The sequence below is a fragment of the Candidatus Eisenbacteria bacterium genome (assembly GCA_035577985.1).
Lineage (GTDB): Bacteria > Desulfobacterota > Binatia > DP-6 > DP-6 > DATJZY01.
This window is the reverse complement of record DATJZY010000014.1, coordinates 18,272-33,605: the sequence shown is the minus strand read 5'-3', so window position 1 is coordinate 33,605 and position 15,334 is coordinate 18,272. Positions and strand designations below refer to the sequence as shown.

At 70.8% G+C, this 15,334-nt stretch carries 14 protein-coding genes; 11 read left to right on the top strand and 3 right to left on the bottom strand.

Annotated features, from left to right (window positions below):
- The first annotated feature begins 39 nt into the window (after positions 1–39).
- The 4 genes from VMS22_01605 (at position 40) to VMS22_01590 (ending at position 4,933) form a co-directional block, all read left to right on the top strand.
- Positions 40–774, top strand: coding sequence for a PspA/IM30 family protein (locus VMS22_01605; protein ID HXJ32709.1), 735 nt, complete (start codon positions 40–42; stop codon positions 772–774).
- Positions 775–783: 9 nt separating this feature from the next.
- On the top strand, positions 784–1,389 hold the full coding sequence (locus VMS22_01600; GenBank protein ID HXJ32708.1) for an isoprenylcysteine carboxylmethyltransferase family protein: 606 nt from the start codon (positions 784–786) through the stop codon (positions 1,387–1,389).
- A gap of 9 nt (positions 1,390–1,398) precedes the next feature.
- Positions 1,399–3,498, top strand: coding sequence for a hypothetical protein (locus VMS22_01595; protein ID HXJ32707.1), 2,100 nt, complete (start codon positions 1,399–1,401; stop codon positions 3,496–3,498).
- 208 nt (positions 3,499–3,706) lie between these two features.
- Positions 3,707–4,933, top strand: coding sequence for a diaminopimelate decarboxylase (locus VMS22_01590; GenBank protein ID HXJ32706.1), 1,227 nt, complete (start codon positions 3,707–3,709; stop codon positions 4,931–4,933).
- 5 nt (positions 4,934–4,938) lie between these two features.
- Here the strand turns inward: VMS22_01590 and VMS22_01585 are convergent, their stop codons facing one another.
- Both VMS22_01585 and VMS22_01580 read right to left on the bottom strand, forming a co-directional pair.
- Positions 4,939–6,588, bottom strand: coding sequence for an isovaleryl-CoA dehydrogenase (locus VMS22_01585; protein HXJ32705.1), 1,650 nt, complete (start codon positions 6,586–6,588; stop codon positions 4,939–4,941).
- A 12-nt stretch (positions 6,589–6,600) separates the two neighbouring features.
- Positions 6,601–7,080 (bottom strand): peptidylprolyl isomerase, encoded by a 480-nt coding sequence (locus tag VMS22_01580; GenBank protein HXJ32704.1) that lies wholly within the window; start codon positions 7,078–7,080, stop codon positions 6,601–6,603.
- A 108-nt stretch (positions 7,081–7,188) separates the two neighbouring features.
- On the opposite strand from VMS22_01580, the gene VMS22_01575 reads away from it, so the two are divergent.
- Together VMS22_01575 and VMS22_01570 are read left to right on the top strand one after the other, a co-directional pair.
- Positions 7,189–9,255, top strand: a complete 2,067-nt coding sequence (locus VMS22_01575; GenBank protein HXJ32703.1) for a PQQ-binding-like beta-propeller repeat protein — start codon at positions 7,189–7,191, stop codon at positions 9,253–9,255.
- Positions 9,256–9,390: 135 nt separating this feature from the next.
- A complete protein-coding gene (locus tag VMS22_01570; protein ID HXJ32702.1) occupies positions 9,391–10,539 on the top strand; it encodes an epoxide hydrolase in 1,149 nt (382 codons plus the stop codon).
- A gap of 4 nt (positions 10,540–10,543) precedes the next feature.
- On the opposite strand, the gene VMS22_01565 is transcribed toward VMS22_01570, so the two are convergent.
- Complete coding sequence (locus VMS22_01565; protein HXJ32701.1) at positions 10,544–11,170, bottom strand: nitroreductase family protein; 627 nt, start codon at positions 11,168–11,170, stop codon at positions 10,544–10,546.
- Between the two features lie 116 nt (positions 11,171–11,286).
- On the opposite strand from VMS22_01565, the gene VMS22_01560 reads away from it, so the two are divergent.
- From VMS22_01560 to VMS22_01540, 5 genes are read left to right on the top strand one after another with little or no spacing between them, the layout of a single operon-like run.
- Positions 11,287–11,436, top strand: coding sequence for a DUF5989 family protein (locus VMS22_01560; GenBank protein HXJ32700.1), 150 nt, complete (start codon positions 11,287–11,289; stop codon positions 11,434–11,436).
- Complete coding sequence (locus VMS22_01555) at positions 11,436–11,831, top strand: SxtJ family membrane protein (GenBank protein HXJ32699.1); 396 nt, start codon at positions 11,436–11,438, stop codon at positions 11,829–11,831. Before VMS22_01560 ends, VMS22_01555 begins: the two co-directional genes overlap by 1 nt.
- Positions 11,831–13,657 (top strand): carbamoyltransferase, encoded by a 1,827-nt coding sequence (locus VMS22_01550; GenBank protein HXJ32698.1) that lies wholly within the window; start codon positions 11,831–11,833, stop codon positions 13,655–13,657. Before VMS22_01555 ends, VMS22_01550 begins: the two co-directional genes overlap by 1 nt.
- A gap of 1 nt (position 13,658) precedes the next feature.
- Positions 13,659–14,729 (top strand): acyltransferase, encoded by a 1,071-nt coding sequence (locus VMS22_01545; GenBank protein HXJ32697.1) that lies wholly within the window; start codon positions 13,659–13,661, stop codon positions 14,727–14,729.
- An 11-nt stretch (positions 14,730–14,740) separates the two neighbouring features.
- Positions 14,741–15,322, top strand: a complete 582-nt coding sequence (locus VMS22_01540) for a Uma2 family endonuclease (protein HXJ32696.1) — start codon at positions 14,741–14,743, stop codon at positions 15,320–15,322.
- The last annotated feature ends 12 nt before the right edge of the window (positions 15,323–15,334 follow it).

Here is a 15,334-nt window from a genome sequence, read left to right as displayed (position 1 = left end):
CAACGACGCGCCGGCCGCGTGCCGGCGCAGGAGGATGGCATGCGATTCTTCGCACGGTTGTCGAATCTCGTCCGTGGTGTGCTCGGCCGGTGGATCGGCGAGCGCGAGCACCGCAATCCCGGCGCGGTCTACGAAGCCGCGATCGCCGAGCGCGTCGTGCAGTACGGGAAGCTGCGCGAAGCCGCCGCCGGCGTCATCTACATGCGCCAGAAGCTCGAGCGCGAGCTCGGCCAGCGTACCGACGAGCTCGGCCGCGTCCGGCGCCAGCTCGACGTCGCGGTCGAGCGCGACGACGACACGGCGGCGCTCGCGCTGATCGCGCGTCGCGACGCGCTCTCGAACGACGTGACACGCCTCGGCGACGAGCTGCGCGACCTCACGAGCGAGGCCGACGCCGCCAAGAAGAACCTCGTCGGCTTCCAGCAGGAGATCCAGCGCCTGCGCGACGAACGGACGCGCATGCTCGCACGCCTCGCCAACGCCAAGGCGCGCCTGCGTCTCCACGAGACGCTCTCCGGGCTCTCGCCTGAGGCCGACATCCGGGCGCTCGAGGAGGTCCGGGACCACGTGAACCGCATCGTCACCGAGGCGAACCTCGTGCGTGACGGGGGCGATCCTCTGCTCGAGAAGCGCCTCGGCACGATCCGCGACGCCGAGGCCGAGCGGACGGCGCGCGCGCAGCTCGAGGAGCTGAAGCGCGCCAAGCGGCCGAACCTGGTGCCGATGGTGATCCCGACGCCGGCACCCGCCGCGGCGGCGACGGCCGCGCGCTGAGGCGGTCGCATGGCCGACGCCCTCCGCTTCGGCTTTCTGGCCGGCTACGCCGTCGCGCTCGTCGTGCTCGTCGTGCGCGTGCTGCCGTTGGCGGCGCGCATTCCCGGATCGGCGCAGCGGGCGACCGGTGCGCGGCGATGGCTGCCGGCGGTGCTGCTGCCGGTGGCCTTCCTCGTGCCGGCCGCGATCATGCTCGCCCGCGTGGGCGAGCTCGACCGCGCGTGGCCCGTCGTGCGGCTCGCGGGCCTCGCGCTCGGTCTGTACGCGGCGGTCATGATGCTCCGGGCGGCGGCGACGCTGGGACGACAGCTCGTCCCGCAGGCCGTCGTGTTCCCCGACCACGCGCTCGCGACGTCGGGTCCGTATGCGCTCGTGCGCCACCCGGCGTATTCGGGCGATCTCGCGCTCTGGCTCGGCGCCGCGCTCGCGACGCTCGACGTCGTGCTGCTCGCGCTGTGGCCGCTATATCTCGTCGCGACGACCGCCGAGGCGCGCGTCGAGGAGCGGCTGCTCGAGGCCCGGTTCGGTCCGGCGTACGCCGACTACGCGCAGCGGACGGGGCGCTTCGTTCCGCGGCTGATCGGTCGGTTGACAGCTCGACGGGTCGCCTCGTAACACCGACCCATGCGACGCTTCGCCATGCTGCCGCTGGCGCTCACGCTCGGGATGGTCGTCGCCCAGGCCGCGCCGGGCGGTGCGACGCAGCTCATGGGGGGCGGGCCCAAGGCGGGCGATTGCCTGGCGACCCTCGACGTCACGGGCGCGTCGGCGGCGCCGCGCGCGCGAGTCGTCTCGTGTCACGACGGCGATCGCGTCTGCGACCGCGACCATCTCGTCAACGGCAAGTGCGAGTACTGGGTGCGCGTGTGCCTCGACGGCAGCGAAGCGTGTGCGGCGGGCGGCGTCACGAGCGCGGCGGTCACCGGTGCGGGCGGCGACGCCGACCTGGAGATGCTCTCGCGCACGCTCGACCTGGTCGACAAGCCCGCGACGACCGCCGACGCCTGCGGGGCCATGACGACGCTGACGGTGCCCCTCGGCACGCGCGCGAACGGCAGCGCCCGCGCGGGGCGCAAGCGGTTCGCGCTCGCGACCACGGCAGGGGACGGCACCGGCGACGCCGACGGCGTGACGTTCCTCTGCAAGCCCCCCGTGAAGGAGAAGCGTCGCGGTGGGATCAGCTTCGCGACGATCCAGAAGCGCGTGTTCGACAAGAGCTGCGCCTTCTCGGGCTGCCACGGCGTCGAGAACCCGCAGGCGGGGCTCGTGCTCGCCGGCGACGGCGTCTACCAGAGCCTCGTCGGACAGATCGCGACCACCTCGGTCGCGCAGTTCGCCGGCAAGAAGCGCGTGGTCCCCGGTGCGCCGGAGACGAGCTTCCTCATGGACAAGCTCGAGGGGAAGCTCGCGCCCGGCGAGGGCGTGCAGATGCCCCAGGGGCGGAAGCCACTTCCCGACGACCAGGTCGAGATGATCCGCAAGTGGATCCTCGCCGGCGCGCCGCGCGAGCGCGTCATCAGCGGTAGCCTCTCGGGCGAGGTCGACCGGCAGCCGCGCATCCCGGCGCCGGCCGTGCCCGCGGGCGGCTTCCAGGCTCACATGGACCCGTTCATGCTGGGCGACCTGCCGGAGACCGAGGGGTGCCAGATGGTGCGCCTCGGCAACGAGAGCGAATTCGACGTGGGGCAGTGGGAGCTCTTCATGCACGAGGGCAGCCACCACTTCATCCTGCGTGCGAACCGCTGCCTCGATCGGGACGACAACGGCATCTCCGACTGCGACGAGCCGGGCTTCGACGCCCGCTTCCCGACCGGCTTCGTCCCCTGCGAGCAGTTCGGGTACGACTGGGCGTTCGTCGTCGGCGGGCAGACGCCGCACTACCTGGTCGACTACCAGACGGCGGAGACCGGCGTCGCGCTGCACATGCACAAGAACCAGCCGCTGCTCTTGAACTCGCACTACACGAACCCGTTCGCCGACACGATGGCGGAGGTGTGGGTGAACGTGACGCCGGTCGATTCGTCGCTCGTGACGCACCGGGCGCGCATCCTGTTCGAGGAGATCGCGAACGTCTTCATCAAGGTCCCACCGGGGCAGGTGAGCGACGCGGCGAGCTACCTCTCGTGCGCGTTCTACGCCAACCCGGCGACCGGCGCTCCCGATCCGTTCTGCAGCCTCGCGGGCGAGGCCGACCCGGTGGGCGACAGCTTCGCGCTGATGGGCGTCACGTCCCACATGCACAAGCGCGCCACGAACTTCGTGACCGACCTCTTCGGCCTCGACGGCAAGCGCATCGAGCAGCCCGACGACATGACCGACGCGACCGACGGGTCGAAGCATCTCGCCGTCAGCACCGAGTACTCCGACCCGGTGAGCCGCGCCTTCTGGCCGCCGATCATCGTCCAGAAGGGCGAGAAGCTCGTCTACACCTGCACGCACGACAACGGCGTCACGACCCCGGTGCGCCTCGGCTGCGAAGAGGTGCCGGGCGTGCCGCCCGGGAAGTCGATCGTGGAGCAGGTGCTCGCGGGCGGCGACACATACGGCGGGGCGTCGAAGTGGTGCCGCACCGACGCCGACTGCGCCGGCTTCGGCACCGGCCGCTGCGTGCCGGCGAACCTCGTCTTCGGCGAGCTCGCGGACGACGACATGTGCATCCTGCCGGGCCTGTACTACCGGTGCCCGACGGACGGCACGCCGTGCGTCGGCGGTAGCGCCGAGTAGGCGGACGTTGGTGCCGCGAGGTCGGGGACGGGGCTTCGGCTTCGGCTCCGCCGCGCGACAAACATATACGGCGTCATGGCCCTTCATTTCGTCGCGCCGCTTCGCAGGCGCCTCCGCCCCGTCCCCGACCTCGCGCGACCTACGCCGCCCTCCGCGCCCATCCGGCGCGTGCTGGCGTCGGCGCGACGGAGCGGGCTAAAAGTCGGGCATGTTCTTGACGCCGGCCAATGCCAGCGAGGTGCGCGAGCGTTTCGGGACGCCCTGCTACGTCTACGACCGGGCTTCGCTCGAGGCGGCTGCGAAGCGGGCGCTCGCCTTCCCGAACGCGTTCGGGCTCACGGTCCGCTACGCCATGAAGGCGAACCCGAACGCCGCCATCCTGCGGCTCTTCCTCGACCTCGGGCTCCACGTCGACGCGTCGAGCGATTTCGAGGTCGAGCGCGCGCTGCGCATCGGGGCGCCGCCGGCCCGCATCCAGCTCACCTCGCAGATGCCGTCGCGGAACCTGCGCGATCTGGTCGGACGCGGCGTGCTCTACACCGCCTGCTCGCTGCACCAGCTCGACGAATACGGGAGCGCCTTTCCCCGCACCGACGTCTGCGTGCGCATGAACCCGGGGCTCGGCAGTGGATCCACGAACCGCACCAACACGGGCGGGCCCGGCTCCAGCTTCGGCATCTGGCACGAGCATCTGGGCGAGGTGACGGCGCTCGCATCGAAGCACGGCCTCCGCATCCGGCGCCTGCACTCGCATATCGGCTCGGGATCGGATCCGGCGGTCTGGCAGCGCGTCTCGCGCATGACGCTCGAGCTGGCGGCGAGGCTTCCCGACGTGACGACGGTGAACCTCGGCGGCGGCTTCAAGGTGGCGCGGGTCCCGGGCGAGCAGGGGACCGACCTCCAGGAGTGCGGCGCGCCGATAAAGGACGAGTTCGTCCGTTTCCGCGAGCGGTACGGGCGTGCGTTGCACCTCGAGATCGAGCCGGGGACGTACCTGGTCGCGAACGCGGGGGCCGTCGTCGCCACCTGCATCGACGTGGTCGACACCGGCACGGACGGCTACACGTTCGCGAAGCTCGACACCGGCATGACGGAGGTGACGCGCCCGTCGCTCTACGGGGCGCAGCACCCGATCGACGTGTTCGCCGAGGCACCCGCGACCGACGTCGTCTTCTGCGGCCCATGCTGCGAGTCGGGCGACATCCTGACACCGGCGCCCGGCGATCCCGAGGGGCTGGCGCCGCGCCGGGTTCCACGGCCGTCGATCGGCGACCTGGTCGTGGTGGGCGGCGCGGGCGCGTACTGCGCCGGCATGTCGACGATCAACTACAACACCTACCCGCAGGCGCCCGAGGTGATGCTCGAGACGGGCGGGAAGCTGCGCCTCCTCCGCAAGCGGCAGACGCTCGACCAGATCCTGCAGAACGAGGTCTGAACGGCTCAGGCCGGCGTCGCGCGCTCGATGATGCGCGCGAAATCGGTGTCGCGCGGGAGGGTGCCGAAGGCCTTGCCGTGGTCGCCCGCGAGGCGCGACGCGCAGAAGGCGTCGGCCGCCGCCGGGTCGCCGTGCCGGACCAGGAGCGCGCCCTGCAGCGCCAGCGCGAGCCGCTCCACCACGCGGCGGGCGCGGCGCTCGATGTCGGTGAAGTCCCCGAGCTCGGCGCGCACGCCGTCGACGAAGGCGTCGAGCCGGGGGTCGCGCCCGCGCGAACGGTCGAGCTCGGCGAAGAACGCCTCGACCGACTCGGGCTCGCGGCCCATCGCGCGGAGGGCGTCGAGGCAGATGACGTTGCCCGAGCCCTCCCAGATGCCGTTGAGCGGCGACTCGCGGAACAGGCGAGGCATGATCGACTCCTCGACGTATCCGCCGCCGCCGAGGCACTCGAGCGCTTCGACGACCAGCGGCGGTTGCCGCTTGCACACCCAGTACTTCACGACCGCCGTCGCGAGGCGGGCGAACGCCTGCTCCTCGGCGGGCACCCCGTCGTCGTAGGCGCGCGCGAGCCGCATCATGGCGACGGTCGCGGCCTCGCTCTCGATCGCGAGGTCGGCGAGGACGTTCTGCATGAGGGCGTGCTCGACCAGGCGCTTGCCGAACGCGCTGCGATGGCGCGTGTGGTGCAGGGCCTGCACCAGCGCCGAGCGCATGCCGCCGGAGGCGCCGATCACGCAGTCGAGCCGCGTGTGGTTCACCATCTCGATGATGGTGGGCACGCCGCGTCCCTCCTCGCCGACCATGCGCGCCCAGGCGCCGTGGAACTCGACCTCGCTCGAGGCGTTGGAGCGGTTGCCGAGCTTGTCCTTCAAGCGCTGGATGTGGAAACGGTTGCGCGTTCCGTCGGGCAGCCAGCGCGGCAAGAGGAAACACGAGAGGCCGCGGTCGGTGTGGGCGAGGACGAGGAACACGTCGCACATCGGCGCCGAGCAGAACCACTTGTGGCCGGTGATCGCGTACTCGCCGCCGGGCCCCGGACGGCCGAGCGCGACGGCGCGGGTCGTGTTCGCGCGCACGTCGGAGCCGCCCTGCTTCTCGGTCATCGCCATGCCGCAGAGCGCACCGGACTTCTCGGTGGCCGGCCTGCAGCTCGGATCGTAGGACGTCGACGTGACGCGCGGCTCCCATTCGGCCGCCACCTCGGGCTGCATGCGGAGCGCCGGCACGGCGGAGTACGTCATCGAGATCGGGCAGCCGTGGCCGGCCTCGACTTCGGACATGAGGTAGAACAGGGCCGCGCGCGCCGCGTGCGCGCCGCGGCGCGGGTCGCGCCACGGGAGCGCGTGCAGCTCGTGGGCGACCGACGTGCGCATGAGGTCGTGCCAGGCCGGATGGAACTCGACCTCGTCGATCCGATGCCCGAAGCGATCGTGGGTGCGCAGCACGGGCGGGTAGGCGTTCGCGAGCCGTCCCCACTCGAGCGGCGCACCGCCGAGAAACGTGCCGAGCCGGACGAGCCGGTCGCGGGCCCACGCGGCGCCCTCACGCTCGACCGCCTCGCCGAGCACCCGGTCGGTGGAGAAGAGATCGTAGCCCTCGAGGAGCGGCGGCTGGTTCGTGACCTCGTGCGTCGTGTGCCCCGTCGTGTCCGCCATCGTGCTCCTCGCTCAGTGATCCTTGCCGTGGTCCCCGTGCGCGTGGCCGTGCTGGACCTCCTGCGCCGTGGCCGCGCGCACGCCGACGATCGCGACGTCGAACGTGAGCGGCATGCCCGCGAGCGGGTGGTTGCCGTCGAGCGTCACCCGGTCGCCTTCGACCCCGACGATCGTGAAGATCTGCGCGCCGTCGGGCCCGTCGGCGCGCACTTGCATTCCGACTTCGGGCGTCTCGCCGCCGAACTGCGAGGGCTTCGCGGCCTGGACGAGATCGGGATCGCGCTCGCCGTAGCCCTCCGAGGCTTCGATCCGGATGCGGAACGAATCGCCGACGCCGCGCCCGGTCATCGCGGCCTCGAGCCCGGGGACGATCTGCCCCGTGCCGTGAATGTAGGAGAGGGGCTCGGCGCCCTTCGAGGTGTCGATGACTTCGCCCTCGTCGTTCGTGAGCGTGTAGTCGATCGAGACGACGGTATGACGTGCGACCTGCATGATTGGAGTGGCCCCTCCTGGCCGGCTTATCGAGGGTCGGATGGGTGAATGCAACTTTCTCCTTCCCGCCGGCGCACGAGCAATGGCATAGTCCCGTCGAGGTTCTGCATGACGAACGTCGCTCGCATTCGTGTCACGCCTGCGCGGGTGCGCGCTGCGCACCCGCTTTCAACAGTCCTCGCGGCCCTGCTGGTGCCACTGGGCGCGTACGCCGTCTGCCCGCCGTCGTGCGCGATCCCCGGCGGCGCCAATCCGGCGCTCGACTGCCAGGCCGAGTTCACGAGCGAGGGGATCCGTCTCAACTATCCCGCATTCGATCCGGCGCGCCCGAAGGCCGGCAAGGAGGTACGCTGCTTCGACGGCGACGTCGCGTGCGACCGCGACGGCGTCGCCAACGACCAGTGCGTGTTCGACGTCGACGTCTGTCTGCGGAACGCCGATCCCGCGCTGCCGAGCTGCACCCCCGCCGATGTGACGGCCGTCGCGGTGAGCGGGACCACCAAGGACGCGGAGCTGGCCGCGCTGCAGAGCGCGCTCTCGGCGCTCGTGCCGGCGACGGCGAACGTGTGCACGACGGGCCGCACGCTCACGGTCCCGCTCAAGGGCCCCGACGGGCTCGGCCGCTTCAAGCGAGCCAAGAAGAAGGTGAAGCTGAAGGCGACGACGGCGGCCGGGGTCGACGCGGATACCTTGAAGCTCACCTGCATCCCGCGCGGCTGGCCGAGCCACGGCTACGATCACCGCAACACGCGCGCGACGCCGCTCGAGACCGTCCTCAACCCCGGCAACGCGAGCACGCTCGTGCAGAAGTGGGCGCTCGATCTGCAGACCGAGATCGGCGCCTCGACCAACGCCGTGACGTCGACGCCGACCGTCGGCTTCGGCCTCGTCTACGTGGGCTCCTGGAACGGGTTCGTGGTGGCCGCCAAGCAGACGAACGGCGGCCTCAAGTGGAAGTACGACACGCAGTCGCAGTCGATCGGACTCGCGCCGGGGATCACGGGCTCCGTGACGCTCACGGCGGACGGCCGCGTCCTGGTCGGCGACGCGGCGGCGGTCGTACACTGCCTCGACGGGAAGACGGGCAAGCTCCTGTGGAAGACACCGATCGGCGACGCCTCTGTCGACCAAATCTGGGCCTCGCCCACCGTCGTGGGCAGCCGCGTCTTCATCGGCATCGCGTCGCACTCCGACGTCCCGTGCACGCAGGGCCGCCTGGTGGCGCTCGATCTCGACACCGGCAGCGTCCAGTGGGTCCACGCGATGATCCCCGACAAGATCTGCGACTCCGACACCGCGATCGCCTGCACCACGGACGCCGAGTGCCCGGACGGCGGCGCCTGCATCCAGGCCCGCGGTGCCGGCGTCACCGCGACCGTCTCGACCGACGCGACCGGCGACTTCGTCTACGCGAACACCGTCGGCTGCTTCACCTTCCCGTCGATCGGCGACGAGGATTCGATCCTGAAGCTCGACGCCGCGACCGGCAACGTCGTGTGGAAGACACGGGTCAATCCGCCCGAGCAGTTCAACGCCTGTGCCAACGACACGTCGGTCGATTGTCGCGGCTCGGCCGACTGCGCCTTCGTCGGCGGTGGCGCGTGCAATCCGAAGTCGGTGTACCACGACTTCGGGTTCTTGAACGGTCCGATCGTGGTCGAGGCCGACGACGGCCTCGGCGGAACGCGCGAGCTGGTCGTCTCCGGCAGCAAGAACGGATCGCTGTACGCGCGCGACCCCGCGTCCGGAGGGGCGATCTGGACGCGCGCCGTCGTGCCGATCCCGGTCACGCCGGCGTTCGCGGGCTTCGGGCTCTTCAACGGCGCCGTCGGCTTCGCGGGCGACCGCTTCTTCGCGGCGCTCTACGATCACTCGCCGTCGCTCAACCCGGCGCCGAAGCACCTGATGGCGTTCAGCGCCGTCGACGGGTCGACGGCGTGGGAGGACGAGATCGGGCCGTCGTGGGGCAGCGTCGGCATCGGCGGCGGGCTCGTCGTCGCGGGGTCGCTGGCGGGGACCGACGTCTACGTCTACGACGCGACCACCGGCACGCGGCTGAAGACGTTCACCCTGCCGGGTTCGGTCGCGGCCGGCCCGACGATCGTCGACGGGACGCTCTACGTCGGCTACGGGCTCGGTGCCGCAGGAGGCGTTCGCGCCTACGGCCTGCCGTAGAACCGAGCCAAGACGACGTCTTGGCTCGGGGGAAGGACGCGAGGGTGGGGCGTTGGTGGAACGATCGCGACACTCTCGCGTCCCACCTCGAGCCACGACGTAGTCGTGGCTCGAAATCGAGTGTAGAAGCGCCGCATGCACGTCGAGCCGTTCCGCATCAGCGTATCCGACGGGGTGCTCGCAGATCTCCGCGAGCGCCTCGCGCGCACGCGCTTTCCCGACGAGATCGCGGACTCCGCCTGGACCTACGGGACCAACCTCGCCTACGCCAAGGAGCTGGTCGCGTACTGGCGGGATCGCTACGACTGGCGGCGGCACGAGGCTGCCCTCAACGCGTTTCCGCAGTTCCGCGCCCGCGTCGGCGACCTCGGCATCCACTTCATCCACGTGAAGGGGAAGGGGCCGAAGCCGTTCCCGCTGGTCGTGACGCACGGCTGGCCGGGGTCGGTCGCGGAGTTCGTGAAGATCATCGGGCCGCTCACCGACCCGGCGGCCCACGGCGGCGATCCGGCCGACGCTTTCGACGTCGTGTGCCCGTCGATGCCGGGCTACGGCTTCTCGGATCACGCGCGCGCGCCCGGCATGGACGCCGAGCGGATCGCCGCGCTCTGGGCGGAGCTCATGCCCGGGCTCGGCTACACGCGCTTCGGTGCGCAGGGCGGCGACTGGGGCTCGATGGTGAGCACGTACCTCGGCGCGAACCACGCGAACGTCGTCGCCGGCGTCCACCTGAACATGGTCGTGGCGTTCCCGCCCGACCCGGCGAATCCGCTCGACGGCCTCACCCAGGACGAGGTCGTCGACATGATGCCGATGCAGCATTTTCTGGAGGAGGAAACGGGCTACCAGCGCATCCAGGGCACGAAGCCGCAGACGCTGGGCTACGCCCTCAACGACTCGCCCGCGGGGCTCGCCGCCTGGATCGTCGAGAAGTTCCGCACCTGGAGCGACTGCGACGGCGACGTCGAGCGGCGCTTCACCAAGGACGAGCTGCTGACGAACATCATGCTCTACTGGGTCCCGGAGACCGCGACCAGCTCGGCGCGGCTCTACTACGAGATGGTCCACGCCGGGAAATTCCCGCCGCAGGGCTTTCGCGTGAACGTCCCGGTCGGCTGCGCGATCTTCCCGAAGGAGCTCTTCCGGCCGCCGCGCTCGTGGGTGGAGAAGCTCTACGACGTCGCGCGCTGGACGCGCTTCCCGGCGGGCGGGCACTTCGCCGCCATGGAGGAGCCGGCGGCGCTGGTCGACGACGTGCGCGCGTTCTTCCGGGCGGTGCGGTAGCTGCTCAGCTCTTGAAGGGCTGGTTGCCGTAGCGGTCCAGGTGGACGACCTCGCCGACGGGACGGCGGGTGGTCGGGCCGTACTTGCCGAGCGGCCAGCCGAGGGGGACGACGGCGCAGGGCGTGACGCTCCACGGGAGGCCCAGCGCGCGGCGCGCGAGGAACGTGCTCCACAGCGGCATCGTGATGAGCGCGGCGCCGAGGCCGGCGGCGCGCGCGGCGAGCAGCAGGTTCTGCACCGACGGGTAGATCGACCCGTAGTAGCTGGTGGCGATGACCGGCGGCCACGCGGCGCGGAAGCCGCGCAGGCACGCGACCACCAGCACGGGAATCTCGGCGAAGTGCTCGGTCTGCCACCGTACGGCGTCGAGGATGCGAAGCATCTTCGGCTGGTCGCGCGACATGCGCCGGCCGATCCCCCCGTAGATGCGGAACATGCCGGCGTTGAGGCGCCCGAGCTTCTCCTTCACGGCGCGGTCCTTCACGACCACGAACTCCCAGTTCTGCTGGTTCGATCCCGACGGCGCCTTCAGCGCGAGCTCGATCAGCCGCAGCACGAGCGCGTCGTCGACCGGATCGGGCTTCAGGCGGCGGATCGCACGCTGGGTCCGCATCGCCTCCTCGAGGGGCATGGTGAGCTCCATGGCGCGGATCAAAGCACGGTCGTGGTCGGGCGGCCAAGCTTGACAGGTCCCGGCCGCGTAGCAGACTGTGGCGCGCGAGAATCGGCATGCCGCGATCCGGTCAGGTGTCCACCGTGGGTGAGATCTGGGCCTTCCTGCGCGAGCGCAAGAAGTGGTGGCTCGGGCCCATCATCGTCGTGCTCGCCCTGTTCGGTGGGTTCCTCGTGCTCGCGCAGAGCTCGGCAGTCGCGCCGTTCATCTACACGATCTTCTGATGCCCGCGCCCTCGCGGTCGGCGCTGCGGAGGTTCGGCCTCTCCGTCGGCGGCGTGTTCCTGTTGCTCGGCAGCGTCAGTTGGTGGCGCGGCCACGTGATCGCCCCGCGCGTCATGTGGGCGCTCGGCGGTCCGCTGGTCGTGGGCGGGCTGGTCGCGCCCGCGCTCCTCGCTCCGGTCGAGCGCGCCTGGATGGCCATGGCCGAGGTCCTGGGGCGGGTGAACACGCGCATCATCCTCACCGCGCTGTTCTATCTCGTGATCACGCCGGTCGGGTGGATCCGGCGGCTCTCGGGCGATCCCCTCGATCGCACCATGCGCGATGGTCGCGCGTCGAACTGGGTCAAGCGCCAGCGCGGACCGGTCGATCCGGCGCGCTACCGGCAGCAGTTCTGATGGCGACGATCCTCGGTCTCTCCGCGTTCTACCACGACTCGGCGGCGTGCCTCGTGCGCGACGGCGAGATCGTCGCGGCGGCGCAGGAGGAGCGCTTCACCCGCAAGAAGCACGACGCGTCGTTTCCCCGCCACGCCGTCGCCTACGTGCTGCGCGAAGCCGGGATCACGATCCGCGACGTCGACTACGTCGGCTTCTACGACAAGCCCCTCCTCAAGTTCGAACGGCTGCTGGAGCAGTACCTCGGCGTGGCGCCGCGCGGGCTGCGGTCCTTCCTCGCCGCGATGCCGGTGTGGCTGAAGGAGAAGCTCTTCACACGCGGCCTCCTCGCGCGCGAGCTCGACGGCTTCGCGGGCGAGTTCCTGTTCACGGAGCATCACGAGTCGCACGCCGCGAGCGCGTTCTACCCGTCGCCGTTCGTCGAGGCGGCGGTGCTCACGATCGACGGCGTGGGTGAGTGGGCGACGTCGTCGTACGGCGTCGGCCGCGGCAAGGACCTCGAGCTGTGGGCGGAGCTCCACTATCCGCATTCGCTCGGGCTCCTCTACTCGGCGTTCACCTACTACACCGGGTTCAAGGTCAACTCCGGCGAGTACAAGGTGATGGGCCTCGCGCCCTACGGGACGCCGAAGTACGTCGACCGGATCTTCGAGCGCATCGTCGAGCTGAAAGACGACGGCTCGCTCAAGCTCGACATGCGCCACTTCGGCTACCTCGACGGCCTCACCATGACGCGTCCCGCGTTCGACGAGGTGTTCGACGGACCGCCGCGCAGGCCCGAGGCGCCGCTCACCCAGCGGGAGATGGACATCGCAGCGTCGATCCAGGTCGTGACCGAAGAGATCATGCTGCGCATGGCGCGGCACGTGCACCGCGAGACGGGGATGGAGAACCTCTGCCTCGCGGGCGGCGTTGCGCTCAACTGCGTCGGCAACGGCCGGCTGCTGCGCGAAGGGCCCTTCCGGCGCCTGTGGATCCAGCCCGCCGCCGGCGACGCGGGCGGCGCCGTGGGCGTCGCGCTCGCCATCCACCACAAGGTGCTCGGCAACGATCGCCGGCTCTACTCCGAGGGCGACGCGATGCGCGGCGCGTACCTGGGTCCGGCCGACGGCGACGCCGACGTCGAGCGCGTCCTGCGGGAGCTCGGCGCGGTGTACGAGCGCTGCGACTCGGAGGCGGCGCTCGTCGACCGCACGGCGCGCCTGCTCGCCGACGAGAAGGTCGTCGGCTGGCACCAGGGCCGCATGGAGTTCGGTCCGCGCGCGCTCGGCGCCCGCAGCATCCTGGGCGATGCGCGCTCGCCGAAGATGCAGTCGGTGATGAACCTCAAGATCAAGCACCGCGAGAGCTTCCGGCCGTTCGCGCCGTCGGTGCTGCGCGAGCACGTGCGCGAGTGGTTCGAGCTCGACGTCGATTCGCCGTACATGCTGCTGGTTGCCGCCGTGAGGCCCGAGCACCGGATCGCGATGACGCCCGAGCAGGAGCGCCTGTTCGGCATCGAGCGCCTGAACGTGCCGCGCTCGTCGATCCCGGCGGTGACCCACGTCGACTACTCGGCGCGCATCCAGACCGTGCACCGCGAGACGAATCCGCGCTACCACGCGCTGCTCTCGCGCTTCCACGAGCTCACGGGATGCCCGGTCGTCGTCAACACGAGCTTCAACGTCCGCGGCGAGCCCATCGTGTGCACGCCGCGCGACTCGTGGCGGTGCTTCATGCGCACCGAGATGGACGCGCTCGTCATCGGCTCGTTCGTCCTCCTGAAGGAGCGGCAGCCGCCCCTCTCGGACGACGTCGACTGGCGCCGTGAGTTCGAGCTCGACTGACGTGGGCCGAACGCTCGCGACGGCGTACGATCGCGGCCGCAACAACTTCGACGCGCTCCGCTTCGCGCTCGCGACCTTGGTCCTGTGGTCGCACGCGTACTCGCTCGACGCCGAGCTCGATCCGCTCCTCGCCTTCTCCGGGCGGCAGATGAGCGGGGGCGCCGTCGGCGTCGAGGGCTTCTTCATCGTGTCGGGCTTCCTGGTGACGCAGAGCTGGCTCGGAACGGCCGGCCTCGCCCGCTTCGCCGAGAAACGGGCGCGGCGCGTGCTGCCGGGGCTCCTCGTGGCGATGGCCGTCGGCGTCTTCGCGATCGGCCCCTTCGTCACGACGCAGCCGCTCGGCACGTACCTCACGTCGGCGCGGACGTGGCTCCACTTCCCCGGGCTCTTCGCGCACGCGTGGAGTGCCGTCCCCGGCGTGTTCCCACGCAACACGTTCAAGAACCAGCTGAACGGCTCGCTCTGGTCGCTGCGCTACGAGATCGCCTGCTACGTCATGACCGGCATCGTGGGCATGCTCGGCCGGCGGATCTGGCGGCCGGCCGTGATCGCGATCGCCGCCGGGTCGGTCGCCGGAAACGCCCTGCTGCACGCCTCCGGCGTCGCCGCGCCCACCTGGGCGAGCTGGGGCGCGAAGCTCCTCGCCTGCTACGCGACCGGCATGGCGCTCTACGAATTCCGCGACCACGTTCCCTATCGCGGCGCGCTCGCGGCGGCCGCGGCCGTGGCGCTCCTCGTCGCCGCGCGCGCGGGCGGACTCGTCTGGATCTTCCCGGTCGCCGGTGCCTACCTGCTCCTCTACCTCGCCTGCGCGTCGTGGCTTCCGCTCGCGCGCTTCGGGCGCTTCGGCGACTTCTCGTACGGCCTCTACCTGTACGCGTATCCCGTGCAGCAGGTGATCCTGCACGTCTTCGGGCCGAAGCTCCCCGAGCGGCCCTTCTTCGTTGCCGCGTTTCTCGTCACACTGCCGTTCGCGATCGCCTCGTGGCATCTCGTCGAGGCGCCGATGCTCGACCGCTCGCGCCGTCATGTGACGACCCGAGGGATTGTCGCTCCGCGCCCGGAGGTCTAGGCTTCGCAGCCGTGACGCTGCCCGCCCGCAAGGAACCCGCGGCATCGAAGCGACTCACCGTCAAGCAGTACCTCGCGCTCACCACGCGGGGCGTGCTGGCAGAGGAGGATCGCGTCGAGCTGCTGGAAGGGGTGGTGGTGGCGATGGCTCCCCGGACGGCGCGGCACGATGCTGCGGTGAATCACGTCTTCCGCGCCCTGCTGCGAGCCGTGGGCTCGCGGGCGACCCTCCGCTGCCAGTCCTCGCTCGTCTTGCCACCGGCGTCCGTACCCGAGCCCGACGTCGTCATGGCGGTGGGCGACGATCACGCCTACGACCACGCGCATCCCACCGACGCACTCCTCGTCGTCGAGGTCGCGGAATCGTCGCTACCCCAGGATCGCCTGACCAAGGCGGCCATCTACGCGGCGCGCGGCGTCCAGGACTACTGGATCGTCAACCTGCGGGACGACACGGTCGAGATCCGGCGGCGGCCCGATCGGCGAGGACGCCGCTACCGCCGCGTGACGACGGCGCGCCGCGGAGACACGATCGATCTCGCGGCGTTCACCGACGTGCGGATCGAGGTGGACTCGCTGCTGCCCGATCGGTAGAGAGCGCAGGCA